The 26,225-nt window shown below is 42.2% G+C and carries 25 protein-coding genes, 3 pseudogenes and 1 riboswitch; of the genes and pseudogenes, 21 read left to right on the forward strand and 7 right to left on the reverse strand.

The features are described 5' to 3' along the window. Nucleotides 1-213: 213 nt before the first annotated feature. On the reverse strand, nucleotides 214-813 hold the full coding sequence (locus WKK05_RS11400; RefSeq protein WP_341529835.1) for a gamma-glutamylcyclotransferase: 600 nt from the start codon (nucleotides 811-813) through the stop codon (nucleotides 214-216). Nucleotides 814-1,479: 666 nt separating this feature from the next. On the opposite strand from WKK05_RS11400, the pseudogene WKK05_RS11405 reads away from it, so the two are divergent. From WKK05_RS11405 to WKK05_RS11415, 3 genes and pseudogenes are all read left to right on the forward strand, one after another. Further along, nucleotides 1,480-1,668, forward strand: a pseudogene (locus tag WKK05_RS11405) (GDP-mannose 4,6-dehydratase); the annotation flags it as partial. Between the two features lie 100 nt (nucleotides 1,669-1,768). Beyond that, entirely contained in the window at nucleotides 1,769-2,929 is a 1,161-nt protein-coding gene (locus tag WKK05_RS11410; protein WP_341531068.1) for a glycosyltransferase, read from the forward strand. Nucleotides 2,930-3,439: 510 nt separating this feature from the next. Then, the gene (locus WKK05_RS11415) at nucleotides 3,440-3,811 is read left to right on the forward strand and encodes a hypothetical protein (RefSeq protein ID WP_341529836.1); all 372 of its coding nucleotides are present in this window, start codon (nucleotides 3,440-3,442) and stop codon (nucleotides 3,809-3,811) included. Between the two features lie 494 nt (nucleotides 3,812-4,305). On the opposite strand, the gene WKK05_RS11420 is transcribed toward WKK05_RS11415, so the two are convergent. Continuing rightward, nucleotides 4,306-4,734, reverse strand: a complete 429-nt coding sequence (locus tag WKK05_RS11420; RefSeq protein WP_341529837.1) for a hypothetical protein — start codon at nucleotides 4,732-4,734, stop codon at nucleotides 4,306-4,308. Nucleotides 4,735-5,111: 377 nt separating this feature from the next. On the opposite strand from WKK05_RS11420, the gene WKK05_RS11425 reads away from it, so the two are divergent. The 9 genes from WKK05_RS11425 (at nucleotide 5,112) to WKK05_RS11465 (ending at nucleotide 13,935) form a co-directional block, all read left to right on the forward strand. After that, the gene (locus WKK05_RS11425; protein ID WP_341529838.1) at nucleotides 5,112-5,456 is read left to right on the forward strand and encodes a hypothetical protein; all 345 of its coding nucleotides are present in this window, start codon (nucleotides 5,112-5,114) and stop codon (nucleotides 5,454-5,456) included. A gap of 57 nt (nucleotides 5,457-5,513) precedes the next feature. Then, the gene (locus WKK05_RS11430) at nucleotides 5,514-7,688 is read left to right on the forward strand and encodes a pentapeptide repeat-containing protein (RefSeq protein ID WP_341529839.1); all 2,175 of its coding nucleotides are present in this window, start codon (nucleotides 5,514-5,516) and stop codon (nucleotides 7,686-7,688) included. Between the two features lie 157 nt (nucleotides 7,689-7,845). After that, entirely contained in the window at nucleotides 7,846-8,337 is a 492-nt protein-coding gene (locus tag WKK05_RS11435) for a hypothetical protein (RefSeq protein ID WP_341529840.1), read from the forward strand. A gap of 224 nt (nucleotides 8,338-8,561) precedes the next feature. Next, nucleotides 8,562-9,326 (forward strand): SDR family NAD(P)-dependent oxidoreductase, encoded by a 765-nt coding sequence (locus tag WKK05_RS11440; protein WP_341529841.1) that lies wholly within the window; start codon nucleotides 8,562-8,564, stop codon nucleotides 9,324-9,326. Nucleotides 9,327-9,498: 172 nt separating this feature from the next. Then, nucleotides 9,499-9,787: riboswitch (cobalamin riboswitch) on the forward strand. A gap of 22 nt (nucleotides 9,788-9,809) precedes the next feature. Continuing rightward, nucleotides 9,810-10,235 (forward strand): DUF1636 family protein, encoded by a 426-nt coding sequence (locus tag WKK05_RS11445; RefSeq protein ID WP_341529842.1) that lies wholly within the window; start codon nucleotides 9,810-9,812, stop codon nucleotides 10,233-10,235. Between the two features lie 78 nt (nucleotides 10,236-10,313). After that, nucleotides 10,314-11,057 carry a cobalt-precorrin-6A reductase gene (locus tag WKK05_RS11450; RefSeq protein ID WP_341531069.1) on the forward strand — a complete coding sequence of 248 codons (744 nt, stop codon included), beginning with the start codon at nucleotides 10,314-10,316 and terminating at the stop codon, nucleotides 11,055-11,057. A 299-nt stretch (nucleotides 11,058-11,356) separates the two neighbouring features. Then, on the forward strand, nucleotides 11,357-12,283 hold the full coding sequence (locus WKK05_RS11455) for a DUF1338 domain-containing protein (RefSeq protein WP_341529843.1): 927 nt from the start codon (nucleotides 11,357-11,359) through the stop codon (nucleotides 12,281-12,283). Between the two features lie 546 nt (nucleotides 12,284-12,829). Beyond that, entirely contained in the window at nucleotides 12,830-13,237 is a 408-nt protein-coding gene (locus WKK05_RS11460; protein ID WP_341529844.1) for a DUF2267 domain-containing protein, read from the forward strand. A 32-nt stretch (nucleotides 13,238-13,269) separates the two neighbouring features. Then, complete coding sequence (locus tag WKK05_RS11465; protein WP_341529845.1) at nucleotides 13,270-13,935, forward strand: phosphoribosyltransferase; 666 nt, start codon at nucleotides 13,270-13,272, stop codon at nucleotides 13,933-13,935. Nucleotides 13,936-14,191: 256 nt separating this feature from the next. On the opposite strand, the pseudogene WKK05_RS11470 reads toward WKK05_RS11465, so the two are convergent. Beyond that, a pseudogene (locus WKK05_RS11470) lies at nucleotides 14,192-15,067 on the reverse strand (ATP-binding protein); the annotation flags it as partial. Between the two features lie 73 nt (nucleotides 15,068-15,140). Between WKK05_RS11470 and WKK05_RS11475 the strand changes: the two are divergent. The 4 genes and pseudogenes from WKK05_RS11475 to WKK05_RS11490 all read left to right on the forward strand — a co-directional run. Continuing rightward, a pseudogene (locus WKK05_RS11475) lies at nucleotides 15,141-15,420 on the forward strand (ISKra4 family transposase); the annotation flags it as partial. Nucleotides 15,421-15,789: 369 nt separating this feature from the next. Further along, on the forward strand, nucleotides 15,790-16,041 hold the full coding sequence (locus WKK05_RS11480; RefSeq protein ID WP_341529846.1) for a hypothetical protein: 252 nt from the start codon (nucleotides 15,790-15,792) through the stop codon (nucleotides 16,039-16,041). Further along, nucleotides 15,939-16,172 carry a hypothetical protein gene (locus WKK05_RS11485; protein WP_341531301.1) on the forward strand — a complete coding sequence of 78 codons (234 nt, stop codon included), beginning with the start codon at nucleotides 15,939-15,941 and terminating at the stop codon, nucleotides 16,170-16,172. The genes WKK05_RS11480 and WKK05_RS11485 overlap by 103 nt, the downstream gene beginning before the upstream one ends. Before the next feature lie 337 nt (nucleotides 16,173-16,509). Further along, nucleotides 16,510-19,182 (forward strand): tetratricopeptide repeat protein, encoded by a 2,673-nt coding sequence (locus WKK05_RS11490; RefSeq protein WP_341529847.1) that lies wholly within the window; start codon nucleotides 16,510-16,512, stop codon nucleotides 19,180-19,182. 605 nt (nucleotides 19,183-19,787) lie between these two features. On the opposite strand, the gene WKK05_RS11495 is transcribed toward WKK05_RS11490, so the two are convergent. After that, complete coding sequence (locus WKK05_RS11495; RefSeq protein ID WP_341529848.1) at nucleotides 19,788-19,922, reverse strand: hypothetical protein; 135 nt, start codon at nucleotides 19,920-19,922, stop codon at nucleotides 19,788-19,790. Nucleotides 19,923-20,057: 135 nt separating this feature from the next. Continuing rightward, nucleotides 20,058-20,288 (reverse strand): hypothetical protein, encoded by a 231-nt coding sequence (locus WKK05_RS11500; RefSeq protein WP_341529849.1) that lies wholly within the window; start codon nucleotides 20,286-20,288, stop codon nucleotides 20,058-20,060. A gap of 398 nt (nucleotides 20,289-20,686) precedes the next feature. On the opposite strand from WKK05_RS11500, the gene WKK05_RS11505 reads away from it, so the two are divergent. Genes WKK05_RS11505 through WKK05_RS11515 form a run of 3 tightly spaced genes read left to right on the forward strand, consistent with a single transcriptional unit; the run spans nucleotide 20,687 to nucleotide 21,728 of the window. Continuing rightward, nucleotides 20,687-21,136 carry a hypothetical protein gene (locus WKK05_RS11505; RefSeq protein ID WP_341529850.1) on the forward strand — a complete coding sequence of 150 codons (450 nt, stop codon included), beginning with the start codon at nucleotides 20,687-20,689 and terminating at the stop codon, nucleotides 21,134-21,136. A 40-nt stretch (nucleotides 21,137-21,176) separates the two neighbouring features. Next, nucleotides 21,177-21,392, forward strand: a complete 216-nt coding sequence (locus WKK05_RS11510; RefSeq protein ID WP_341529851.1) for a DUF2945 domain-containing protein — start codon at nucleotides 21,177-21,179, stop codon at nucleotides 21,390-21,392. A 9-nt stretch (nucleotides 21,393-21,401) separates the two neighbouring features. Then, nucleotides 21,402-21,728, forward strand: coding sequence for a DUF3140 domain-containing protein (locus WKK05_RS11515; protein ID WP_341529852.1), 327 nt, complete (start codon nucleotides 21,402-21,404; stop codon nucleotides 21,726-21,728). Between the two features lie 184 nt (nucleotides 21,729-21,912). Here WKK05_RS11515 and WKK05_RS11520 read toward each other — a convergent pair whose 3' ends face one another. Then, on the reverse strand, nucleotides 21,913-22,968 hold the full coding sequence (locus WKK05_RS11520; protein WP_341529853.1) for a PstS family phosphate ABC transporter substrate-binding protein: 1,056 nt from the start codon (nucleotides 22,966-22,968) through the stop codon (nucleotides 21,913-21,915). A 491-nt stretch (nucleotides 22,969-23,459) separates the two neighbouring features. On the opposite strand from WKK05_RS11520, the gene WKK05_RS11525 reads away from it, so the two are divergent. Both WKK05_RS11525 and WKK05_RS11530 read left to right on the forward strand, forming a co-directional pair. Beyond that, the gene (locus WKK05_RS11525; protein WP_341529854.1) at nucleotides 23,460-23,870 is read left to right on the forward strand and encodes a hypothetical protein; all 411 of its coding nucleotides are present in this window, start codon (nucleotides 23,460-23,462) and stop codon (nucleotides 23,868-23,870) included. A 127-nt stretch (nucleotides 23,871-23,997) separates the two neighbouring features. Further along, a complete protein-coding gene (locus WKK05_RS11530; RefSeq protein WP_341529855.1) occupies nucleotides 23,998-24,147 on the forward strand; it encodes a hypothetical protein in 150 nt (49 codons plus the stop codon). 19 nt (nucleotides 24,148-24,166) lie between these two features. On the opposite strand, the gene WKK05_RS11535 is transcribed toward WKK05_RS11530, so the two are convergent. Next, complete coding sequence (locus tag WKK05_RS11535) at nucleotides 24,167-26,221, reverse strand: hypothetical protein (protein ID WP_341529856.1); 2,055 nt, start codon at nucleotides 26,219-26,221, stop codon at nucleotides 24,167-24,169. Nucleotides 26,222-26,225: the final 4 nt, after the last annotated feature.

The following is a 26,225-nucleotide window of genomic DNA, read 5'->3' on the forward strand; positions in this document are numbered from 1 at the left end:
TCCAGCGCCAATTAAAACTATTTAATGAGCCGATAACAATATTAATAGTCGTATTTCTTATATACTATAAACTTACGGGTCTACCGGAGTTTTTTTAATTAAGTTTTATTCTCAAGATGTCGCCTGTTATATATATTTCTTTCACCTATGTTTTCCTAACAATATAATTTTTTATAAATTATTTATATACAAATAGATGAAACACGGCATTTACTAAGCAGATCGGCTTGTTCCCGTGTCTTGATACCGCTGTTGCAATTGGTGCATATGGTTAAATAAATTCCAGCAATATTCTTCTGGCAGTCCGCAGGTGACAGCGCCTCGTAGCACAATATTAAAGTACCAGTCGTTTGGTGCGACTTCTTCTGCTAGCTTGTTAACCACTACATAAGTGCGAACATTTTTATAAATTTGATCTTGACAGTGAATATCTACTAATTCCTGTCGATACACACCCTGCGAAACACCTTCACGTATATCCAGAGCTTCACTTAATCGCCAAGGTAGCTGATAAAGTACACCTTTGACGCTGGTTCTAGGGTCTTTGACTATATCCAAAACCCCAGATTGCCGCATATGATAATACAAATAAAACCCAAGCTTATAACCTTTGAGGATTCCAGGACTAATGATGTAAGGGTGGGTGTTTTCCCCTAGCGATCGCTTCAAATCCACTGGACACATACACGAGCCATAAGCAAAATAGTAAAACATCGGCTCTTTCTGTGGCTTTTGTAGCAATTTCAACTCTGACTTTGGAGGATTATGAGATTGCACCCAACGGTGGTGTGAGTGGCTACTTTGATGACTCATTTATCCTTGGAAGTATACACTACAAGCGTAATCATAACATGAAATATTTAGAAATACAATCATATCCCGATAGACAAATCGGAGATTAAGCTTTAGCTTTCAGGACTTACGCACTCAAATCCCCTAACGCCCTTAAAAAGCAGGCTTTAGAAATTTCCTCTTTTTTAAGGAGTGGCTAGAGCATTGATTCAGTAATTAAAAATCTAACCTCCAGCCTCCATTCCCTTGTAGGTAAGACAGGGTGGTTTCATACAACCGTAGAAAAATCAAAATACTCATAAGGGTATTTAAGGATCTATGGTTGGTTGGAAACAATATGAATCTCATTGAGCAGTTACAAAAAATTCTGGTTTATGCCATACAAAAGGACAGAGGTATGAATTTTTATACTATAGTAATTATACTCAGTTATGTATAAAAAGAATAGTTGATGTCAGTAAAGACAGCATTCGAGTTGTCGTAACTCCTTTGTTAGGATCTGTCAGCAGTGTTGGAAGTCTGATTTTTTGTTCTCCAACAAGTGCCATTTAGTGCTTTACAGCACTTTCAGCAGCTATGAGGTACATCCTAAAAGCTGAAAGCGATGATAGCAGAGGGGTAAGGAGAAAAATATATTGCATAATAGCCGGAAGCGCTGTAAGAGACACAAAGAATAGAGAACCAAAGATGACTAAGACGGCCCTAATTACAGGAATTACTGGTCAAGATAGCTACTATCTTAGCCATTTGCTGCTCAACCAAGGTTACCGAGTTGTGGGATTAGTGTCTCCACACCGACAACCTAATCTGACAAAATTAGGAACTCTTGCAAACCAAGTAGATATTTACACAGTTGATTTGCGAGACAGTATGGCCAGCGTCCCTTCGACAATTAACTTTACAGCACTGAAGACTTTTTGAAGAAAGTTTAAGAGCAATAGCGCAGCATGACCGCGAACCTAAATAACCCAACATACTGAGCATTACAGTGGTAGAAAACCTAAATTTAGGTAATAAATCTCACAAAAAAGTTAACCATGTCTTCGTGTTCTTAGAAATTTTCGCTCGCGAAGGTGGTATTCAATCCTACGTCAAAGATATTTTTCGCGCATATCAAGGAGTGAACCCAACCTACAAGGCGGAAGTCTTTTTGCTCAGAGATAGTCCTGACTGCTCAAATCTTTTTGAGTCCCAAAATTTAAAATTTCATTACTTTCAACATCAGTCTCCCCAACTGGGTAGACTCAAAATGGCAGCGGCTTTGCTCAAATGTCTGTTACAAAGCCGTCCTCAGCAAGTTTTTTGCGGTCATATTAACCTAGCAGTCTTAATACAAACCCTCTGCCAGCCTTTGGGTATTCCCTACACCGTGCTAACTTACGGCAAGGAAGTCTGGGAACCGCTCAAAAAACAAGAATGTCGGGCATTGAGATCAGCATCAGCAATTTGGGTAATTAGTCGTTACAGTCGCGATCGCGCTTGTGCTGTCAATGGTCTAGACCCCAAGATTATACAGATGGTTCCTTGTGCTATTGATGGAGATAAATTTACTCCAGGTTCTAAGCAGCCAGAATTAGTTGAGAAGTATGGTTTAACTGATGCCAAGGTGTTAATGACAGTAGCGCGGCTGTGGTCAGGGGATATCTACAAGGGTGTAGATATGACAATTCGGGCTTTACCAAAAATCGCCCAGTTTTTTCCAGAAGTAAAATACTTGGTAATTGGTCGCGGTGATGATCAACCGCGATTAGCTCAACTAGCTGCATATTTAGGTGTAAGCGATCGCGTTGTCTTCGCTGGTTTCGTTCCTACAGAAAAATTGATGGAACATTATCGCCTTGCTGATGCCTATATTATGCCTTCTCAAGAAGGCTTCGGCATTGTATATCTAGAAGCGATGGCTTGCCAAGTGCCTGTGTTATCAGGTGATGACGATGGTTCTGCTGACCCCTTACAGGATGGTAAACTAGGATGGCGAGTACCACACCGCGATCCTGATGCTGTAGCAGCAGCTTGTATTGAAATACTCAAAGGAGATGACCAGCGTTGTGATGGACAGTGGCTACGAGAGCAGGCGATCGCACTCTTCGGTATGGACGCTTTCCAAAAGCGTTTACAAAAGCTGCTTTTGTCCTAAGTCTAGAGTAATATTTCTTGACTCTTGTACAGACGCGACGCCAGTTGCTACAACGGGGAGCCACTGCGTTGGACGGGGAGTGCAGCCACACGTGCGGTGAAGCAGCCCGATCTTGGGGTCTCCCTAAGTAGAGGGACTGCTGTTAGCGCAGCGTAAAGCCTTCGGCATAGCTTCTCTACGAGACGCTAACGCGAACGCTTAGAGCGAGGCACGAGCGTCACCCGTAAGGGCTTTGTCGCCGTTAGCATCAGCGGTAGCGACGGAGGAGCGTCGTGGACTGCCGTTAGCGTAGCGTAAAGCCTTCGGCATGGCTTCTCTACGAGACGCTAACGCGAACGCTTAGAGCGAGCTTGCGTTCGCGCAGCGTCTCGCAGAGAGCGTCACCCGGAGCGGTTCCCCGGCTTAAAGCAAGTGGCGTGGGAACCCCCACAACGCACTGGCTGATTAATAGCGTCTCTACTGTTGGCTAAACTCGCTATCCTAGAGGGAAAGCAGGACGATATTTAAAAAATGAGCCTTAAGTCATTTCAATTGAATCTTTTGAATCTCCGCCCTTGGCTCACCCTGCTGGCAGTTATTTGGTTGCTGGCTTCATTGGGCTTGGGTTGGTTAGTTAATTCGTTATTAATTATTGTCGGGTTATTGTTGTTAGCACCCGTGATTGCCTTTTTTGGGTTTCGTTGGTGGTTACAACGCAACTTGGTTGCTGATCAATGTCCCGTTTGTACATATGAATTTACAGGTTTAAATAACACTCAGTTACAATGTCCAAGCTGTGGGGAGTCGCTATTAGTAAAAAATAGTCATTTTCAGCGCTTCGCGCCAGAAGGCACAATTGACATCAAAGCAGTCGAAGTGCCAGCAAAATCACTGGAAGATTAGTCAAAAGTCAAGGTGAGCCACTGCGGTCTTCTCCCAAAGGGAGAGGCTAGCGCCTGCCGTAGGATGCCCGTTCGCCTTGGTCTCCTTTAGGAGAAGGGCTGTAGAGGTCTCCCCAAGTGGAGCAAGTGGCGTCAGGCAACTGGCGTTAGCGCAGCGTAAAGCCTTCGGCATAGCTTCTCTACGAGACGCTAACGCGAACGCTTAGAGCGACGCAGGAGCGTCACCCGAAGGGTCTTCTCCTCACGGGAGACGAGACGCCAAAGATGATAGTCGTTTGCCTGGGAAGCGCGAAGGAGCGTCTGGCGTTTCCCTAAGTAGAAGAGCCAGCCGCGTGGGCGGTGAGTCCAGTGCTGCGGGAGGGTTTCCCGGAGTAGGCAACTGGCGTTAGCGCAGCGTTAGCGAGCGTCACCCGAAGGGGTCTCCCGATTTGAGTGGACTGGCGTCAAGTAGCTTTTAAGAGTCAAGATTTGCACATTAGAATTTGGACTTATTAACTATTCTCTTTGTTGCGAAATTGAGAGTTTATAGCTATGCTGTCCTTGGGAATTACCAACAAATAACAAATATTTTCCAGCTTTCCAGTAACCCGAAAGTTCGGGCTTACTTCCAGAGTATTTATCTGCCAGTACGCAGAAGCGTCCACCAGGGCCGTCTATTAATAAAGTTGGCTGTCCCTGACTCTCAACAGTTAATCGTAAGTAAGGTAGTGACTCTGTAACCTGGATAACTTCATTGGGTACAGCAGTAATATTGCCACAGCTACTTTCAACTGATCCCCCAGACATACCAGCTAAGACCAAGGGATCGGGTTTAAAACTACGATTAATTTGTACAGTTGATTTCTGTGCTAGGTTAGCTTCTGTGAGAAGTAAACTAATCACCAAAGTCACGGGAACAAATGTAAATAGCCTCAGCGCCTTCATTTTAATTAATGCTCCCGACTGTTTCTAGAGCAATCATAATTGTTATATATAGTTATAAATTTATAGACGACATCAATCCGGCTTTGTTCCGAAAGGTATCGTATATATCTTTATTGTTTTTACTTAATCGCCATATGAGTAAATATTAAAAAATATCGGGCTGAGAATAAGGACAAATGTCATCCCAGTTTTCTATGCTTGATCACCATTAGGCGATCGCGACCTTTGAAAGACAACAAAATAAAAACATGATTTTTCCTTGCCTACAAAGGTTTCGTACAGCTATGAATTAGCTAAAATCACTAAGACAAGCGTCAAAAATACGATTTGGCTAGCCTGTTATTGAATAAGTGTTCTAGCAGAGGTAGAAAAGATTAATGAATCCCCAAAGAGAAGAAGACTTGCAGCGTCGCCTCCAAAAGCTAGAGGCAGAGATTAATACCTCGCCTGGGGAGGTTTCTCAAGCACAAGAACAAAAACAGACACCCCAGTCGGGGTTTGCTGACTTTAACTTGCACTTAGAGCGAGTTCGGCTTTGGTTCAACAGCTTATCTGGAACGAAAAAGCTGGTGTTTTCTGGTGTGGCAGTAATATTGGGGTTTGCGATCCTGCAAGCAGTCTTTAAACTGGTTGCATCTGTTATTAGTCTGGCAGTGTTGGCATTGTTAGTGTATCTTGGATACAAATTTTTAGTGTCTAATAAGATTCAACGTAAGCAATAGTCTAATTTTTTAACAACGCCAATAGGTATAGAAATTAAAGTCAAAGGAAAGTATGCGATGACGACCCCAATTGTGAGGAGAGGTAGCGATGATTCTAGTCGGTCAAAAGAAACAGGAACAACCAAATCGCTGCCGTTAGCAACTAGGCGATTTGCTGCTTGGGCAGCTGAAATTACACTAGTGGTTACCAGTGGATTGATTCCTTTTGGGCTTGGTGTATATGCCAATTCTAGAAGCGATCTCAACCGCGTACCGCTAAACCCCATGCTAGTAGTAGCAGAAAGAGCGATCGCTAGACCTTTGGCTGTACCTGTCAGCTATGGCATCCGTTACGTGGCATGGCCGACTAATATCTTGTGGACAGTAGCTCTATTTGCACCTGTAACTCTTTCATGGTGGCAATTATATTTACTAGCTAAAACTGGTAGCACAATTCCCAAGCGTCGGTTTCGTGTCCGGGTTGTGAATGAACAAGGAAAACCGCCTGGTTTGGGTGCAGCGGTGGTGCGAGAAGGAGTTGGTCGTTGGAGTGTGCCAATCTCCATCGCCTATCTGCTGTGGCGCTACAGCTTTGCTTTTCCTAATCTAGAGTTGTTCACATTTCTCGCCGTGCTGATGGTACTGGGAGAAAGTATCGGCTCGCAGTCGCGTCGAGGGCGACGTGCACTGCACGATCACTTGGCAGGGACTTACGCCATAGATGCAACTCGCCCCTTAGCGTCCTCAGCTTTGGGTGGTGACAGGCAAAGTCAGCCTAATAGAAGTAATCAACCAGAGGAATGGCAGGAAGGAAATGAGGAACTAGCTACCGCACCAACAGCCACAGAAACCTCCCCATCCCCGAACCTCTGGCGGCGGATACAGCAAAATCCGAATCTAACCTTGTTTGGCGTAGCCTTGGTGAGTATGACTGCTGTGTTAGCTACTTTAATAGGCACTCAAGTGTACATTCAAACCCAGCAAACCCAGCGGACAACCAAGCAAATTCACAGCCAACAGTTTCTCGCACTTGTAAAACAGTTAAGTCCCAACTCTGGCGCTACTAATGAGGAACGCCAGGGTGCAATTCTGGCTATGGGCAGTCTCGATGACCCACAAGCAATCCAGTTTCTTGCGGATCTCCAAGTTAGTGAAACTAACCCTACCCTCCAGGATACAATTCAACAAGCTTTGGCAAGTGCTGGGCCTAAAGCCATCCCAGAATTAAAAAACAAGAATCAGTTTCTCGTTGGTGAACTGGAATCTGCGGGAAGCAAGGCATCCCCAGAACGGGAAGTGCGGCAAAAGCGGCTACAAATGAACCAGCAGACAATCAATAAGATTCTGTCTGTTCATAGCAGTAAAACTAACGAGGGTATTGATCTCAGTCGCGTTCAATTAGGTCAAAGCGGCACAACAGGAAATTCCTTATTCAACTTGGTACTAGACAACGTTGACTTATCAGGAATTAAGTTCAAGTCTGCTAATCTCAACCAAGGCAGTTTTAAAGGTAGCCGCTTCCGTAGTGTGGGTGAAGATGGACGCTGGGATACCTTCGACGATGTAACCGCTGATTTGAGCCAAGCTCAGTTGCAGCAAGCTAATCTCACTGATGCTAACTTGAGCCGCGTCTTAATGAACCGTACCGATTTGAGTCGTGCTACCCTCAACAGAGCCAACTTAGCTGATGCACGTCTATTTGGTGCTAACCTCAGCAGCGCCCAGCTAGTCGGAGCCGATATGCGTGGCGCAGTCTTGGAAAATGCCAGCTTAACAGGAGCTGATTTAGGTGATGCCAAATTGAACGAAGCCAATCTGTATGCTGCTCGTTTAGGTCGTGTGATTGCCATAGGAACACAATTGTCCTATGCCAACTTAACTAAAACCGATTGGCAAGGAGCAGACCTCTCAGGAGCGGATTTAGAACACGCCAATCTCAGCAATGTTAACCTGAGCGCCACTCGTCTGACTGGTGCTGTTTTGCGCTCAGCCCAACTGGAAAATGCCAACTTGCGGAATGCCGACCTCAGCCTAGCAGATTTACGGGGGGCAAATGTAGCAGGAGCTGATTTTCAGGGGACAATTCTCGCCCCTAGCAAACAAGATCCAGCGGATCAATTTGTCCAAACGCCAGATACAGGTTCACAGTCTGCTGTAGTACAAGGAGTTGATTTTTCTCAAGCCAAAAATTTAGATGCCAAACAATTGGCTTACATTTGTACTCAAGGAGGCATTCATCGCCGTTGCCCGTAGAATGGGAGGAGAGCAGGGGGCAGGGGAGCAGGGGGACAAGGAGACAAGGGGGAGATTAACAAAATAATTACTATCTTCTGATTTCTGACTTCTGACTTCTGACTCTCAATCCCTAATGATAAATGACAAAATCTAAGATGGTGTGAGGAGTCGGGTAATGAAACATCTTTTGTATTTGGCTTCAGTGCTAGGAGCTAGTTCAGTTCTGTGTATGGCTATGACTCAAGCAGCACAAGCTCAAGTAGCATATGGTAGCTATATTGGTATAGGGCCAACAGTTGGTATTACTGACGGTATCCAAATCGGGGGGGTTTTAGCCGCCCGCTACAAGGTTCTAGAATCACCGATTTCTTTCCGCGCTCAAGCGTTAATAGGTCGGAATACGGCAGTTGTACCAACGGTTTCTTATGATGTTCCCCTCAACTGGCAAACTGATGCCTACTTGGGAGCTGGGTTGGTATTAGCTGGTGGTGGTGACTCTTCTCCTGTAGGCGACAAAATTAGTTTTGCCTTACAACCCGGAGTTGACTATATAGTGCCAAATAGCAATACGGTTATTTTTGGCAACGCTATCATTGCTTTTGATGCTTACCGTGATAGTGGTAGTACAGCTATTTCTGTGCAAGGTGGTGTTGGTTTGAGATTTTAATTACTGTTTGGCAAGGGTCAAGAATTTTTTACAGTCGATTCCTACTTATCTCAAAATAGGGATTAAGAAGTGGGGAAAAAGATTTTCATGCTTTGTTTTGTCGAAATGGACAGCGACAGTTGTTAAGCAAGGCTGAGGCAAAATTTCCCCATATACTTAATATTCAATATTGTTTAGATTCACCTCTCTTTAGCAGCAAATCCTTGGGGAGTTTATTAGCTATTATGCTCAATTTCAATTTTCCAGGAAAAACTGTGTTGGTTACAGGTGCTTCGCGAGGAATCGGAAAAGCGATCGCAACTGCTTTTGCCCAAGCTGGTGCTACTGTTGCAGTTCATTACCATCAGCAGCAGCAAGTTGCTGAGGAAGTGAGGGAATCTTTGGCAGGTAAAGGTCACATTTTGGTGCAGGCTGATCTTGCTGATGCTTTTGCTGTGGAGCAACTGGTACAGCAAGCGATCGCTCAATTAAAAAAAATAGATGTTTTAGTGAATAACGCTGGTATTTATCAAGAGCATCCCCTTAATCAAACCAGTTATCAAGACTGGCAAGCCGCTTGGCAACAGACTATTGATGTAAACTTACTCGGTGCAGTCAATGTATCTTACTGTGTTGCGAAACACATGATTGAACGCCGTAGCGGACGAATTATTAATGTGACTTCTCGTGGTGCATTTCGGGGCGAGCCTACAGCTACAGCTTACGCAGCTAGTAAAGCCGGTCTGAATGCCTTTAGCCAGTCTCTCGCGCAGCATTTAGCTCCCCATAACATTTTTGTGACGGCCGTAGCTCCTGGTTGGGTAGCAACTGATATGACTCGTGCTATTTTGGAAAGTCCTGCGGGTGAAGCAATTCGTCAGCAAAGCCCTTTAAATCGTGTAGCTTCTCCAGAGGATGTGGCGCATACCGTTCTTTTCCTAGCTTCTGAGGGTGCTGAATATCTCACGGGTACTATTGTAGATGTGAATGGAGCCAGTTATTTGCGGTGAAGAGGACGTGGGACGCAAAGAGAGGAAGGCAGGGGAGCAGGAGGAGCAGGGGAAGCAGAGGGAGCAGGGGAAGCAGGAGAGAGAGGGATAATAACTACTGACAAATGACCGATGACCGATGACAAATAACCAATTCCCAATGACTCAACTCTTCCTAGAAGACACTAGTGTATGATCAAAAAGGTTATTCGGTTCTGGTGGGGATCAGCCACTAGAGGTAACGGGGAAAGTTCGGTGTGAATCCGGCGCTGTCCCGCAACTGTGAACCATTTTGAGATTTGAGTTAGCGAAATAATATCAATTCTCTATGAAAATGCACTTAGATATTTATTAAACGAAGCGTAAAATACGCCAAGGAAGAAGAGTAATAATTAAGTGCAATTTTACGGAAAATTGGTAGAAGTAATTCAAAATCTTAAATTGAGTGAGTCAGGATGCCCACCGAAGTAGACTGAATCGGTTTTACATATCTGCGAGGTACAGATGACTGCTCTTAATTCCTTTAGTATCGCCGCTCATACTCTATTTGTTTGTAAAACCTGTGCTAGCGTTTGGCAAGATGGAAAACGCTTAGGTGAAAGTGGTGGTGAAAAATTACTACAGCAGCTTCAGCACCTTGCACAAGATTGGGAGTTAAGAGAAGAATTCCCAATTCAGGAAGTTGAATGTATGAGTGCTTGTAATCGTTCATGTGTCGTCGCCTTTGCTGCTAAAGGTAAATTAACATATCTCTTTGGCGATTTAGCTGTTGATTGCAGTGCAGCTGCTGTGCTGGAGTGTGCTAGTAAATACTATGCCCACTCTGATGGTTTACTGCCTTGGTCAGAGCGACCTGAACCTCTGAAAAAGGGGATTTTGGCAAAGATTCCATCTTTATCTGTAGAGAAAGTTAGCACGATAGAAATTTAATCATCCGTCAAGGAAGCAGAGAGAAATCTAAGCTAAGGCTTTTGCATAGCTTTAGTAGAACGCAGAGAAAACATTATGATGCGTGTGTTGATTCTGGGTGGGACGGGAGATGCCGCAGAACTGGCTGCCAGAGTGGCGACTATCCAAGGAGTAGAGGCAATCACATCTTTAGCAGGCCGCACCAGCGAGCCATCACTGCCGCTAGGCGATCTGCGAATTGGAAGCTTCGGTGGTGTCGCTGGACTGGCTAACTACCTTCATCAAATGAAAATCGACTTACTAATTGATGCTACCCATCCTTTTGCTAGCCAGATTTCTTTCAACGCAGCAGCTGCTGCCACCAAAGCCGGAGTATCCCGCCTGATGTTGATCCGTCCCACTTGGGAGAAATCCAGTGACGATCGCTGGATTGAAGTTGACAGTGTTGCAGCCGCAGCCGCAGTTTTGCAAAAAGAGTCACAACGGGTGTTTTTGACAATTGGTAGGCAAGAACTTGCCGCCTTCGCACACTTAAAGGAAATTTGGTTTCTGATGCGGATGATTGAACCGCCTGATCATGATGCTTTGGTTCCACCAGGGATAATATTGTGCGATCGCGGCCCTTTTTCCCTGAACAATGAGCGAGAAATCCTGATTCACCACAAAATTGACACCATTGTCAGCAAAAATAGTGGCGGTGATGCAACTTATGCCAAGATTCTTGCGGCGCGGGAACTTGGAATGCAAGTTGTAATGGTAAGTCGTCCCGCGACACCAGAAGGAGAGCAAGTCACAGATATTAATGCTGCTTTAGCATGGTTAGTTAAAAAATTGCATACATAAATCCGACTTTTTATTTTATTTGTTATAAATATTTATAAAAATGGTGGCGTTGCTGAATTTGAGTATGAAAGTCAAAAATTCAATCTCTCAAACTCTTATTCTCTGTGCCTCTGCGGCTCTGCGTGATACAAATTCATATCTTTACCCAGCAATGCCAAAATGCCATAACCTACGGTTATTGAGAATGATGCAAGATATTAGTAGACCATCTCTAAGCTCTCGTTAAATTAGAATTTTTATCGATTCAAAAGTTGATTATCAATTATTGCAAAGTATAAATAAATTTATACAAATAACTTATGAGACCTGAAGTTGCTATTCATTTGTGGGAATTGCTTTGGCAAGAATACAGCGCCAGAGTCAGCCATGCCCGTACCTATCAGCAAATGATTAATCTTGCGGGTGGGACTGTCGCTAATGACCACATTGCCTTCCGCTCTTTGCGTCTATTAGTAGATAGCCCACAGGACCAACTTAGCTTGGGAATTGATTACCTTGGACAACTTGTTGAAGCTTTGGGTTACGTGGTGGCCGGAGAGTATACTTTTGCTCAAACGCATCTGTACGCCCGTCATTATCGTCATCCTCAGCAAGAAGAATTTAACTTGCCAAAGTTGTTTATCAGCGAGTTGATTGTAGATGAATTACCTGCTAGGGTTGTCGAACTGATTTCTAAAACCGTATCTTTAAACAGATGCGAATTAACCTATCCCCTAACTTCGCTTTTAAAACAAGAGGGGAACACTCAAAGTATTGCTCAACAGCTCCAAAAAGTCTTCACCCGCCCTTGGCAACCTCCACAGCATTCTGTAGTCGAAGAGGTAAATCAGGTGACTCAGTATGGTGCTTGGGTATTGCTGCATGGTTACGCAGTCAACCACTTCACCGGCTATGTCAACCGCCAAAACACATCCGCGTACCCAGATATAGATACTACTGCTCGTGGTTTGGCTAACCTGGGTGTACCGATGAAAGTAGAAATCGAAGGAAATGTGGCTTGTGGTTTGCGTCAAACAGCAACTCAAGCAGTAACCGAGATGGTAATAGTTTTAGATGATATTACTGGCGCAGAAATTCAAATTCCTTGGACTTACGCCTATTATGAAATTGCCCAGCGCTATCAAGTGGAAGTAGTACCAGGAAAGCAGATGCTTTTTGATGCTTTTTTAGGAAGTAATGCCCAACAATTATTTGAAATGACTCGTATATCTAATATCAATTCGTAATTCTTGAGGCAGTAAGGTCTTCCCAAAGGGAGAGGGGGCCTCACCAGACTTTCTTCTCCTGGCAAAGACCAAGGCAAACCGATTCACAGTCGTCTGACGTTACTTTTTAAGGGCGGGGGAACCCTCCGAAATTCTGATTCGAGGCTAACAGGACTCAGCGCGATCGCACATCTTTGTGTTGCAGAAAAAAAATCAACTTGATTTACGTAAGATGTAAAAATTAGGGCGATTTAGACTAATTCATCCATTAGGTAGATTTGGAGATTGGAGATGTCGCCCCGTAAGTCAGAGGACACGAAATTTGTAACTTTCTAAGATCAGTCCAGAAGAGTAAAAAAGTGGCAAAAATTGATTACTGAGATTAATAGACTTCTTGCACCAATAACTTTTGCAATCTTTTTGAGAATGGGCTAATGAAAAATTCTATACCCTTGCTTTGATCTCCAATCTCCAGAAGGTAGGGTCTTTGAGTTTATCTTTTTACTTCTTCTGCAAAAAGTTTAGTGACCAGAACAAGTCAAACATCAAGACAAATCTGGAGGAAAAATGCAACACGATGAGTTTATTGGACAGGTGCAAAATCGCGCTCACCTGAGTTCACGGGGAGATGCAGAAGTTGCAACCCGTGCGACTTTAGAAACCCTAGCTGAACGCCTAGCCGGACGTGAGCCTTTCAACGCCGCTGCTCAGCTTCCAAGAGGCATTGCACAATATTTACAACACGAATACGCAGGCTCTGGAACACGTTTCTCACTAGATGAATTTTTTCAGCTAGTTAGTCAACGAGAAGGTATAGAGCTTCCAGATGCTATTCATCATGCTCGTGTGGTCATTGAGGTATTAACTGAGGCAGTTAGCCCTGGTGAAATTAGTGATATTCGCTCTCAATTGCCATCAGACTTTGATCCATTGTTTGAGGCAGGAAGCCAAGGGCGAATGCGTGTAAATACTTAATTTTTCTGAGAAACTATCAGGAGCGTCACACCATGCGATTTAAAAACCGAAGTTTAGCGGGTCAATCTTTGGCTAAGGAGTTAGAAACTTATGCTAATCGTTCAGATGTGTTGGTATTAGGGCTGCCAAGAGGTGGCGTACCCGTAGCCTTTGAAGTTGCCAAAGCGCTAAATGCTCCCTTAAATATTCTTGTGGTACGTAAACTGGGTGTACCCGATCAAGAAGAGTTAGCAATGGGAGCGATCGCCTCCGGTGGTGTGCGGATACTCAATGAAAGTATTATTAGCGAGATCAATATCTCCGATGAAGTCATTGCCAGGATTGCAGTTCAGGAAGAACGGGAACTAGAGCGACGGGAACGGCTGTATCGGGGCGATCGCCCTGATACAGATTTACAGGGACGCACCGTAATCTTGGTAGATGATGGTTTGGCAACAGGTGCAACTATGTGGGCTGCTGTGGTAGCTGTGCAAAAACAGCAACCTGCTCGGATTGTTATTGCTGTACCAATCGCCGCACCCGAAACTTGCAAACTGTTGGCAAATGAGGTAGATGAAGTCGTTTGTATTTCGACACCCAGCCCCTTCTATAGTGTCGGTTCCTGGTATGAAGATTTTCCTCAAACCACTGATGAAGAAGTTCACAACCTACTTGCAAAAGCTGCAAATAACTATCAACCATTATCCCTTGGCATTTAGAACTACCAAGATTGATTTTTTACAGCAGATTTCAAGTTGGTGCAGTACACAAACTAGCTCTCAAAGCTAGGTAGAAAGATTGTTTTACTTCTGAATTCTGCTGTATGTTGAATTGGAGGAAGTAGCTCCATGAATCTACAAGTCTATGAATTGAAACAAACTGCATCCCAACTACTGGCTGCGATGCTATCTAACCCTCACATTTATGCCCAAGTCAGTAGTGAGGGGGGTTACGGACAGATGGAACAGCAACTGATTATTGTGGCTGTTGAGATGGCTGAAAGCTTAATTGAGCATATCGAAAATGCTCATCCGCAGAGTGAACGGGAAGTGAATGAGAAGAATTGATGCAAATTGCTGTAATTAAGCAATAACCTTTGACAGGTATGAAAATCGTAAATTCTGTGCATTGACCAATCTCAGATTCCACAATGATTTGACCACCATGTTTTTCTACCACAATTTGACGAGCGATCGCGAGTCCCAAACCCGTACCTTTACCTACACTTTTGGTCGTAAATAGATGGTCGAAAACTCTCTGTTTTACAGCTTCAGTTATCCCCATACTATTATCAGCAATACAAATTCTGACGTGGCTATCTTCCAGAGCCATTCTAACTGTGATCCAATTAGGATTAGCTTGAATCTGTAGAAAAGTACGTCCCTGATTGGATTCTTCCAGTGCATCAATAGCATTAGCTAGCAGATTCATAAATACTTGATTTAGTTGTCCTGGGAAGCATTCAACCTGGGGTAAATTACCCTATTCAGTAATCACTTCAATTGCCGGACGGGTTTCATTTGGTTTGAGGCGATGCTTCAAAATTAAGATGGCGCTATCAATACCGTCGTGAATATTAAAAGCTACTTTGTAGTCTTGATCTGCCCGTGAAAATGTTCTTAAGCTGGTGCTAATATCACGGATGTGGTTAATTCCCAATTTCATTGATGCAATTAGCTTTGGCAAATCTTCCTTTACATATTCTAAATCAATTGTTTCTATTTCATCTGCAATAATTGCACCTGGCTGAGGATATTGTTGTTGATATAAATCAAGTAAATTAAATATGTCTTGGAGGTAATCTAATGCTGGAAAAATATTTCCGGCAATAAAGCCTACAGGATTATTAATGGGAGCATCCCAGTTTTTTGCAAAGAGGGCGAAAATCAGTCAGGATAATTAAGATGAGTGTATTTACCTACCAATGACCCTAGAACAAAAGCAAGCCCTCCAAGAACATATTCAAGCGATCGCTAAAATATTGTACGAAGACACGTCACCAGAAAGGCTAACCAGTCTTGCAGGAATAAAACAAGCAGTGCGGAGTCAAATGCTTTGATCACGTAATGCCAGAAGTAGGGGTTTTTTTATCGAAACGGTTACAGGCACAAGTGCAGGGTATCGACGACGAATGAAAAGTATTTTGGGAGAATTGTCAATCACAAGTAAAAGCGCAGAAATTGGAAGTCCCTTCTAGCAATCAATGTATGTTTTACTAACTATTTGGTCTGCATCATAAGACTTGCAGTTTCACAGCCTCCCCATCCGGCGTATAAAAATTTCTGCCCGACATTGCAACCACAATTTTCTCTTTCCTTGTCTATTCAAATGGTGCAATTACATAACTATTTCACCTGTGCCACAAGAGGCTTTAGTAACAAATACTCCCTTTGGTACTTTATTCTTACTTGTTTGGAGTGCTTCGCTGCGTTAATCTGACGGCGATGCACTGAGTCGGTCGTTGTGTTGCGCTCCCATTCAATTCTGGCTCCTGACTCACCTCGGCTATGCTCGGTGACCACCTGACGAATGTATTCTTTATTATTAAAGAAGTAGAGCCATTTTATTAGCCAATGCCCAGCAAGATAATTGAAGTCCGAGAGTACACCGTCAGAGCGCATAAGCGTGAGATCCACACCCGCGTTTTTAACTTTATTTGCCAGCAGTGCCAAGAACCAACGCAAAGAGAAACCTTTGGCCCGCGACCGCTCTACTGTGAAAAATGCCGCGCACCCCATTCCCCCAAGAAATCAACAGTAGTGCCGATCCAGAAACGAAAGCCCAGAGCGATGAACTACAAAAGTGGGAAAGGTATAGCGGGGTAATTTCTTGTTTTGAGATAGGGGCGATAAGCTCTCGCTTAAGCATAAAGGCGATCGCTTGGAACTATGTGACTAAATCCTTGCTCAAGTGCTGTTGTTGCGTTGTGTTTGATTACCAACATCATTTATTTTGAAGATTCTGTTCCTGAAAAATCTGCTGTGCCTCTTAGCCAATAAGGGAAGAAGGCAATTACAGTTTTTTTTGACCCAGCAGTGTCAAAGTAGCTGAGTCAACTAGTGCTGGAGAAAGACACTACAGTTCCGGCTCTACTGGCGGGAGCTTTAAATAAATTATTTGAGGAATAGGGAAAAGTCCGCTCGCTTAATTAATCCTCGGCTGTGTGCCAATTAATTTATTTAGGCTAACTTTTCTGTAATTAATTAGGGTATTTTAGTAAAATCGTCCCATTTGGGGAATTTTACTAACTCTTGCTGTATCTCTTACAGGTACTTCTCCCTCATATTAATTAAATGAAATTTTATTATTCACTTGTGCCAGCGTTAATTGGTGTGTCAGTTGCTTTTGTGCAACCCCAAAACGCTTTTGCACTTTCCTCAGTAGAAGTTGGGAAAGTTGCCAAAGCTATTACTGTAGAAATTTCTAATCCTAATGGCTCAGGCACTGGAGTCATTATTAAACGAGAAGGTAATACTTACACCATTCTCACTGCCAAGCACGTTGTCGAAGCTCAAGCTCAATACGAAATCGTGACTCCAGAGGGAACGCATTACCCACTTAATTACAGCACTGTTAAAAAGCTGCCTTCGGTTGATTTAGCTGTTATGCAATTTACCAGTAACCAAAGTTATCCTGTTGCCAAAGTCGGCAACTCCGACTCGTCAACAGAAGGTGCAACTGTTTATGTAGCTGGTTTTCCACAAATCAGTGCTGCCATTTCTACCTCAATTTATAACTTCACTGATGGGCGGATTACAGCTAATGCCTCCAAACCTCTGCGTGATGGCTATGCATTGGTCTACAGTAATGACACGTTGGCAGGGATGAGTGGCGGCCCGGTGTTGAATGACCAAGGGGAACTTATAGGAATTCATGGTCGAAGCGACACGACAGAGAACTATAAAATCTCTGATAAAAATCCCAACGTGATTATCAAGACTGGCTTTAATTTAGGCATTCCAATTAATACCTTTTTAAGAGTTTCATCTCAAGCTGAAGTAAATGTAGGCGTTAATCCTCCTAGCAAACCCATAGCTACAGCACCGAAAGCTGACGACTTCTTTATTCAGGGTGTAGATAAATATTTACAAGCAGATTATCAAGGAGCTAGTGCAGATTTTACTCAAGCAATTCGCCTCAATGCTAACTATGCTTCTGCTTACCTGTGGCGTGGAGATGCCAGAAATAATCTTAGAGAGAAAGACGAGGCAATCGCAGCAGATTACCAAAAAGCCGCAAACCTGTTTTTTGCTCAAGGAAATAAAGCTGATGGCTACAGAAGCAAAGGTGATGCTCTGCGAATTTTAAAAAACTATCAAGCAGCAATTACTGCTTTCACTGAAGCAATTAAACTCAATAGTAAAAATGCTATAGCTTACAATGAGAGGGGACTGGCCCGTTGGGACTTGAATGATCTACAGGGAGCAATTGCTGATTTCACTCAAACTATTCAAATTAATCCTAAATATATTGATGCTTATGATAGCCGAGGGTTAGCCCGTAGAGAATTGGGAGACTTCCAGGGAGCAATTGAAGACTTAAACCAAAGTCTCCGCCTCGCTCCCAACAATGCTTATGCCTATAGAGGTTTGGGAGTCATCTATAGTGAATTAGGACAGCAGGAGAAAGCCGCCGCAAATTTACAAAAGGCTGCTGACCTATATCTTAAACAAGGCAATAAATTTGAGGCTTACCAGAGCCAAGCCGGTATTCGTTTATTGATGAAAGATTATTCAGGAGCAATTGCCCTGTATACACAAGTTATTCAACTTCGCCCCCCAAAGGCTGGAGATTACATAAACAGAGCTGATGCTCGTTTACAGTCAGGAGACAAACAAGGGGCGATTAGTGATTGTAACCAAGCTATAAAGATTAACCCTAATTTTGCCATAGCCTACAACTACCGGGGAAATGCCCGCTCTGAATTGGGTGACAAGCAAGCGGCAATTAATGATTACAATCAAGCTATAAAGATTAACTCTAATTATGCCATAGCCTACAACAACCGGGGAAATGCCCGCTCTGAATTGGGTGACAAACAAGCGGCAATTGATGATTACAATCAAGCTATAAAGATTAACCATAATTATGCCGATGCCTACAACAGCCGGGGACTTATTCGTGCTGAATTGGGTGACAAACAAGCGGCAATTGATGATTACAACCAAGCTATAAAGATTGATCCTAACTTAGCCGAAGCTTACTACAGCCGAGGACTTACCCGTGCTGCTTTGGGTGACAAACAAGCGGCAATTAATGACTACAGCCAAGCTATAAAAATTAATCCTAACTTAGCTATAGCATATGTAGGACGAGGAAATGCCCGCTCTACCTTGGGTGACAAACAAGCGGCAATTGATGATTACAACCAAGCCATCAAGATTAATCCCAATTATGCCCTCGCTTACAACAATCGAGGATTTACTCGCTCTACCTTGGGTGACAAACAAGCGGCAATTGATGATTACAACCAAGCCATCAAGATTAATCCCAATTATGCCGTCGCTTACTACGGTCGAGGATTTACCCGCGGTGAATTGGGTGACAAGCAAGGGGCAATTAATGATTACAGCCGAGCTATAAAAATTAATCCTAATTATGCCGAAGCCTACACCAACAGGGGAACTAGCCGTGCTGAATTGGGTGACAAGCAAGGGGCAATTAATGATTACAGCCGAGCTATAAAAATTAATCCTAATTATGCCGAAGCCTACACCAACAGGGGAACTAGCCGTGCTGAATTGGGTGACAAGCAAGGGGCAATTAATGATTACAACCAAGCTATAAAGATTAGTCCTAATGATGCCGCCGTAGCTTACTACAGCCTGGGAAATATCCGTGCTGAGTTAGGTGACAACCAAGAGGCGCTCGCAGACTATCAAAAAGCTGCTAACCTCTTTCAAAAAGAAGGAAATACAGATTTATACCAAAGAGTGATGGAGTTAATCAAAAAGCTTCAGCAGTAGTCAATGTTAGAGATTGTGAATATTCACAGGTTTGGCAATTAAAAATAAATTGCTAAAGCACTGGAAAATTACCTCTACGTCAATAACCTGATCATCCAGTGCAAACAAGTATCTGTGCAGGTGTCTGGGCAAATCTCGCTATCCCACCCGGAAAGCGTGTACCGCGCAGAATAGCACGTTGCCCCTATACTCAACTCTATGATAGCTAGTGCAATCGATGCAACCTATTACCTAAATTAACTTATGTTCATGATGGGAGGTCTGGATTACCAAATGTTCTTAGTCATAAAAAGGAGTACATCTGGTAACAATTCGATTATTAATAAATAATGAATATCGTTCAATATTGATATATATTTATTCTGGTTTATTTGCCAAATGAGAATTTTTTTCTAGCCAGTCATTAATATTAACAATCCCACTGCGAACCATATCACTTGCCCATATATAAGAATAAAAAATTTCTAAGGATTCAAACGTTTCAGAAAAATATTTTTTGCTAAAATCTCTCTATGATTCTGGAATTTCAAGCAGGCGTTTCACAAAAGTGTACAGCCAATACCTTTTCATATTATTACTTATATTTGTCACTGATAATTATAGAGTTATGCTAGCTCTAAAGCTGCAAAATTTCTTAGAGCCTTGATAGCTTCTCCGTTTTTTAAAACATCGCACACACCTTGAGCAATCCACTCTAGATTTTCTGCTGTACCGACTTTCTCGTACTTGTTAAGACTCAAAAACAAAAATTGATAGATTAAACATAAGTTGATTTCTCCAAATCTGATGAAGTAGGGATTAACCTAAGTAGGCAAAATTTAATTTGTAAGGATAAAGTTTTAATGTGGGAAAAAGTATTGTTTAACCCTTACAAATTAAGGTGTTCGGTCAGTAGAAAACAAACAACTCCACAATTGATCAGTCTGCTGACATTGGGTAAACTCTCGCTTCATTTGCTCAACTGTAACACACAGCAAAGCTACAACTAAAACCAACAGCAATAGATTGTTTTTTGCAACCCCTAACCACCAACGCCATTCAACAAAATGCAATTGTAATAACGAGAATTTTGGTAATGAGAAAAACCGTGGAAACCAAGAAGGCATAATTTTATTCCCTGGTAACTATTCCTCTTCGAGATTCACGAAGATGACACTAATCCTTGGGTCTTGTTCAACCATCGAAGCAGTCTTGAGGGCAGATGGTTGCGCCTTAGCATCAGGCGTAAGAAAACCCATGACAATGAGCTTATGGGTTGAGGGGGCGACAATAATTGTCAAAGCCTTACAGGTAGAGGGCTTGAAGTAAAAGACCCTCTCCAAAAAATGGAACTTATTGACAATGAACTGTGCAGTTATTAAACACCTATTTATGGAGTACAGTTTGATGGTAAGCGCTCTTTCATCACTCTCATGAGAGAATGCCAAAACAATTCGCAATTAAATCACTAATAACTTAAAATTATCACCTGATAAATAATATATCAAGAATTAGTATATTAGCTTTGTACTCCAACAGTTTAATTTCTAATTTCGTCCGCAAATTGCGAATTGCGAATTACGAATTGCTTGGACGAGGTTTTTACCTCCAGAGATGCGATCGCGCGAGTGACCGACTACGATTTGGAGCGGGTACGATTATGACAGTGTACACCTCATATTACCGTGGCGAAATCCTCTTCGTGGGCATCTCAATCTCGCTGTACCCTCCCAAAAACTGGAAAGGCAAGCACCTTCCTCTGTTCGCCCCAACTCCAGAACTGCTCAAATGGTGGAAGTCATCAGCCCAGGATGCTGAAGCTGAACTTGAATACGAGCGTCAGTTCTTGCTGGTTCTTCAGAAGTGGCAGCAGTTGATTGACTTTGAGTGCGGAAACAGTAACTTTCCCAGTGCAGATATTACAAACTTTTTTCTATCAATAGAACGATGGCTAGCTTTCAATTTACAAACATAATGTGACTTGAGAAGGTATAAACGTTAATTAGGAGACAATTGTGACTGAGCAATTCAAAAAAGGTGATAAGGTTGAATGGAAAACTTCACAAGGCGTGACATCCGGCAAAGTGGTTAAGAAACTCTCCTCACCTACAGATATTAAAGGACACCATGTTGCCGCAAGTGTTGATAATCCAGAATACCTGGTTGAAAGTGACAAGACAGGAAAACAGGCTGCTCATAAGCCTGATACTTTGAAAAAAGTAGAGGAGTAAAGCTCAGTCATGAGTAACTCTGTTGAATCAACGATTGCCGAGTTTCGTCAAGTCGTGAATATGACTTCCAAAGAATTAGATTCTTGGCTAGATACAGATGAGTCTAAAGAAGTAGGGCAGTTTGATGAAGAAAACGAGTCTATTGGTCACAAGTCCGGGCAACGCATTGTGCAGCTGTTGCAAAAAAAAGATGACTACACCGAAGACGAACTATCGCACATGAAGAAAGTTATCAGTTACGTTCATCGCCATACAGCACAAAGACCGTCCGGCGATATCGAACATACTCGCTGGCGCTACTCTTTAAAAAATTGGGGACACGATCCGCTCAAATAAAGTTGCTCTGAGAGCAAGAAAGCATAGGTAATAAACTAACTCTTGAAGTAACACCAGTAAGGTTTTATAACCCATTGCAACATATTTTATCTAATATTTGATTTTGCTCCCCTAATGGTTTTCATAGCGCGTCTATTACCCGACAATCCAATACTATTAAGGTGAAATTGCTCGTTAAAATCAATTAAAATCTTGCTTCTTTTTTTAATAAATCAGGAATTGTCAAGTTGGTTGCAGTTTGTCCTTGAAATACTGTTCCTACTTTTCCAGTATAAAAATGAATATAGTTAAGATGATAGCATTCCTCTGATAAAGGTATATATTTGACAGTGTTTATTACTTCTGGTACTTTCGCAATATAAAAATCTATAAATTTATATAATACTATTTTACTACCAGAAAAGCGGGGATTAATATAGATAAATAAAGGTCTAGAAAATGGTTGATACTCGCCTTGCTTTACACTTTGTACTGATGGGAATACTGCCCCTTGACCCCGATCAACTGCTAAGGCTTTAAGCTTATTTATATATTTTTCGTAATATGCATAGCCAAAGTACCCCAAGGCGTTTGGGTCTTTACTTATACTATCTACTAATACCTCATCATCTTCATTGGCTGTATAATCACTGCGGCTAGCTCTAATTTTACCTACAGCTACTTGTGTAAAGTAGTCGAAAGTACCAGATTTTTTATCAGCACCATACAAGTTGAGTGGGCGATCTGGCCAAGATGCACGTACTTGGTTCCATCGGGTGATTTTTCCTTGTGCTGATGGCTCCCAAATCTTTTTCAATTCTGCTACTGTAATATCTTTTGCCCAGTTGTTTTGCGGATTAACTGCGATAGTTAAAGCATCAAAAGCAATAGGTAACTCCATGTACACAATCCCATTTTTTTTACAAGCTTCCATTTCTAACGAGAGAATTGGTCGTGAAGCATTATTAATATCTGTCTCTCCCGCACAAAATTTTGTAAACCCAGCCGTAGTACCTGAAATCTTTACTTGAATTTGTGCTGGATACGCTGACGAACTTTGAAATTTGTTAGCAATCAATTGTGTAATGGGATAAGCTGTGCTAGAACCATCAATTTTGATTGTTGTCGTTTTGTTTTCAGAATTTATTACTTTAGCTGCTTGCTTTAATTGCTGAGTTTGAGCAGATGAGTTGTTTTTTACTCCACAGCTACTTGCCGAAAATAATACACAAAGCGCGAAAGCTAATTTTTTTATATTCATTTATCTCACTCTTAACAATTATCCATAGAATATTTAAAGGCTCATCGTATTAACATCGACCGTGTTAATATCTGAAATCATTTGATAGTTTAAACATCAAGTACTATTGGTAATTTTATTTACAATAAAAATTTTTAGATAAAAACTTTATTTAGTTAAGCCTACAGCAAAGTTGGTATAGAGTCTCGGAGTGTTAGCAAAATCATCGATTGAGATGTTGAAAACCGCTTGAGTGAAATTTTTGTTCCGACACTACTATTTTCAGGCAGGTATAATGAAGTAACCCCAGCTTGTATAGAAAAATTAAAGAAGGGTATGTTTGTTTGTGAGTAAGTGCTATTTGAAAACAGTTCACATATGCCTCATTTGGAAGAAATAGAAAGATTTATATAAGTATTATCCAAATTCGTGAATCGAGTAGAACGTAATCAGACTTGAATACGAGCGCCGATTTCTGTTGATTCTCCAATCCCAGCACAGTTGATTAACCTTTGGATGCGGAAACAGCAGCTTTTCTAGTGCAGATATTACACTGTGTTGTTCCTTTGAAATCGAGGATTTCTGCCACAGGCATATCGCCCTTGCGGGAGGTGATTGGGCGTTCGTCCTTGACGCTACCAGAATTGTGGGGCGGGGAAGTTGGATTAGCGAATGCTCAAATGTCTACAATTTGTGGGCAAAATAAGGGTAACGGTTTAACCGATACCCAAGTTCCTGATAGCTTACTAAGTAAAGAGTTTTACACTCGTAACCCCACCAAGTCAATCACATCACAATCCAGCAGTGATAAAGGTGCAATTACCCAAACTATTGTCCTTTCAAGGGAACAATCTACAGTTGAATCTTTTGGTACTCATAATGAGAGTACCCTTCTACCAGTCAAATCTACACCGAACACTTGACCATTCCTGAACTGCTTGGTGGTGTCAAGAGTTACGACTACCTTCCTCCCGCCTGGGAGAATGTGGAGGTTATTGCAGATTTAGCAATCGGAACTCCAGTAGAAGTCTACAACCTCGTCTCCCGGCAGTGGCAACCTGGGGTAGTGAAGGACTACTGGGAGCTAGGGGGCTTTCTGGTGGTGCGCTGTGGGAGACGGGTACAGAAGGTCTTCAGTGGGGAGTGTGTGGCGGTGTTTGTGGGGGAGAGAAGGCTGTAGCAAACTCTACTGTGCAGTAGTAAAAATTACGAAAATTATCTACTCGCCACGCAACTTCTTGAGTTCTGCATCTGTAAACGGATTTTTGCCAACCCGTAACTCTTTCACCCAGCTTTGACGCTGTACTTTTTTAGCTTTAAGTGATTCAAGCTTATATCCTTGAGATAATTTAATTTTTTTATCAAGCTGAACAATATATGCTTCAAAGTCTGCAATTGCTCCTTTGAAATCCCCTGTCAACGCTCTGGCTAACCCATGGCTGTGTTGCATACTGTGATCATCTGGCGAAAGTGCAACGGCTTTATCGCAGGCAGGCAACACAATGTTGGCTTGTCTTTTTAAGCTACCTTGCTTACACAGAGAATGCCAATTTTCAGCAGAGACTTTCATCTTACTATTAAATGCTTGGGCTTTACTATAAGCTTCTAACGCTTCTTTAAATTTCTCCTGTATAACAAGGCTTGTACCTTCGTCAATCAAAATCGAGACAGCTTTCGCCTTTGGTTCAATCTCTAATTTGGAATCTAGTTTCAAAGCTTTTTGAAAATTAACAACTGCACTCTCAAGATTGCCTGCTTGTGCTAACTCTTCACCCTGAGCAACTAGAGAAGAAGAATCAGCTAATTGCTGCGCTTTTTTGCTTGGGTCAGTTGGGTCAAGTTTTAAATCAACATCCCACTCCTGTGCTTTGTGAAACTTAGTAACAGCAGCTTGGATATTACCCTTGCGTGCTAAGTTTTCACCTTGAGCAACTAACGCACTAGCCGCTTGTTTTTTGATTTCTGAAATCTGGCAAGCTGATAATTCTTCCAAGATATCAGGATGAATAGCGAGATAATTATTCAGCCAACTACAACCATCTTTTAATAAATTATCTAAATTTAAATCCCAAAGTTTTACTGTCTTGTCATAACTTGCAGTGGCGATGGTCTGGTTATCCGGACTGAAACTTACACTATTGACTTCACCGCTATGCCCCTCTAAACGGTTACGTTCTCTAAATTGATTTTCGCCTAATTGTAAATAGCTCGCCTCCCGTAGCGCTACAATTGTCTCCATCCTGATATTATTTGATTTTGAAGCTTCTGTATTCTTCAGATTTCCCCCTGCTTTTAAGGATTGTATTAAAGCATCAAAGTTTTGTTCTGAAAGCAAAAGTGCTTCACTAGAATTAACTAATGCTTTAATTTCGTTAATTGTGGCTTGATTTCTTTGTTCTTGAGCTTGCTGTGTTTGAAAGAACGCTGTAACTGCCAGTACAGCTAAAACTACTCCGGCTGCAACTGAACCAAACAGAGCGCGTTTCAAAAAACTATTAAGTTTAGCTTCACCAAGTTTTCTTTGTTCTTCACTGAGTTTTCTTTGCTCTTCACTGAGTCTTCTTTGTTCTTCACTGAGTTTTCTTTGCTGCTTTTCTTGTTCTAGTTGAGCCATCAACTGATTTAGCTTCGGCTCCTGCTGCTGGCGAACAAGCACAGCGATGTAATCATGTACTAGCTGATAACGATCAAGCGGATTCTCTGGTAACAAAATTACTAAGCCAGATTTGACTAAAATCTCTAACACCAAATCTAAATTACTACTGCCGGTAGCTAAATCTGCTGTCAAGACTTGCAGTTCCCGCTCTAATTCTACAAGAGTCTTTAGTGGACGTGTCCCTTTCTCATCGGTAAGTAAGTACAACAAAAACTCGGCTGTCTGCTGATTCTCGACACCGCAATCATTAACGACTTCAGCCAAATAGCCTTTAACTAGTTCTTCTCTCCTACCACGCTCCTGATATTTTGCCAGAGTCGTTATGTTCTCAGTTTGTAATTGCGCTCCCACTATCTGCAACTCAATTGGACGTACCTCACCTAGTTCACTAGCTAAATCATTTACTAATTGTTCAATTAAAGCTTGTTCTAATTGAAAACTAGTAGTCTGGGTCAAACGCTGGATGATTGACTTGGTATCTTCAGGTGAAAAATTACCTAACTCATAAAGAACATTGTTACTAAGAAGATCATTCCCAATAATTGCCATACTAGACAAGCGATTACATTCCAGCAAATAATGCAGGTAATCCACTCGCAATGACAAAATTACTTTCACTGAC

The sequence above is a fragment of the Nostoc sp. UHCC 0302 genome, from assembly GCF_038096175.1.
GTDB lineage: Bacteria > Cyanobacteriota > Cyanobacteriia > Cyanobacteriales > Nostocaceae > UHCC-0302.

Bases quoted from the DNA above. Each gene is read 5' to 3' on its own strand.
- WKK05_RS11400 (WP_341529835.1), bottom strand. From the start codon at position 813: ATGAGTCATCAAAGTAGCCACTCACACCACCGTTGGGTGCAATCTCAT.
- WKK05_RS11415 (WP_341529836.1), top strand. From the start codon at position 3,440: ATGAGCCTTAAGTCATTTCAATTGAATCTTTTGAATCTCCGCCCTTGG.
- WKK05_RS11420 (WP_341529837.1), bottom strand. From the start codon at position 4,734: ATGAAGGCGCTGAGGCTATTTACATTTGTTCCCGTGACTTTGGTGATT.
- WKK05_RS11425 (WP_341529838.1), top strand. From the start codon at position 5,112: ATGAATCCCCAAAGAGAAGAAGACTTGCAGCGTCGCCTCCAAAAGCTA.
- WKK05_RS11430 (WP_341529839.1), top strand. From the start codon at position 5,514: ATGACGACCCCAATTGTGAGGAGAGGTAGCGATGATTCTAGTCGGTCA.
- WKK05_RS11435 (WP_341529840.1), top strand. From the start codon at position 7,846: ATGAAACATCTTTTGTATTTGGCTTCAGTGCTAGGAGCTAGTTCAGTT.
- WKK05_RS11440 (WP_341529841.1), top strand. From the start codon at position 8,562: ATGCTCAATTTCAATTTTCCAGGAAAAACTGTGTTGGTTACAGGTGCT.
- WKK05_RS11445 (WP_341529842.1), top strand. From the start codon at position 9,810: ATGACTGCTCTTAATTCCTTTAGTATCGCCGCTCATACTCTATTTGTT.
- WKK05_RS11450 (WP_341531069.1), top strand. From the start codon at position 10,314: ATGCGTGTGTTGATTCTGGGTGGGACGGGAGATGCCGCAGAACTGGCT.
- WKK05_RS11455 (WP_341529843.1), top strand. From the start codon at position 11,357: ATGAGACCTGAAGTTGCTATTCATTTGTGGGAATTGCTTTGGCAAGAA.
- WKK05_RS11460 (WP_341529844.1), top strand. From the start codon at position 12,830: ATGCAACACGATGAGTTTATTGGACAGGTGCAAAATCGCGCTCACCTG.
- WKK05_RS11465 (WP_341529845.1), top strand. From the start codon at position 13,270: ATGCGATTTAAAAACCGAAGTTTAGCGGGTCAATCTTTGGCTAAGGAG.
- WKK05_RS11480 (WP_341529846.1), top strand. From the start codon at position 15,790: ATGCCCAGCAAGATAATTGAAGTCCGAGAGTACACCGTCAGAGCGCAT.
- WKK05_RS11485 (WP_341531301.1), top strand. From the start codon at position 15,939: ATGCCGCGCACCCCATTCCCCCAAGAAATCAACAGTAGTGCCGATCCA.
- WKK05_RS11490 (WP_341529847.1), top strand. From the start codon at position 16,510: ATGAAATTTTATTATTCACTTGTGCCAGCGTTAATTGGTGTGTCAGTT.
- WKK05_RS11500 (WP_341529849.1), bottom strand. From the start codon at position 20,288: ATGCCTTCTTGGTTTCCACGGTTTTTCTCATTACCAAAATTCTCGTTA.
- WKK05_RS11515 (WP_341529852.1), top strand. From the start codon at position 21,402: ATGAGTAACTCTGTTGAATCAACGATTGCCGAGTTTCGTCAAGTCGTG.
- WKK05_RS11520 (WP_341529853.1), bottom strand. From the start codon at position 22,968: ATGAATATAAAAAAATTAGCTTTCGCGCTTTGTGTATTATTTTCGGCA.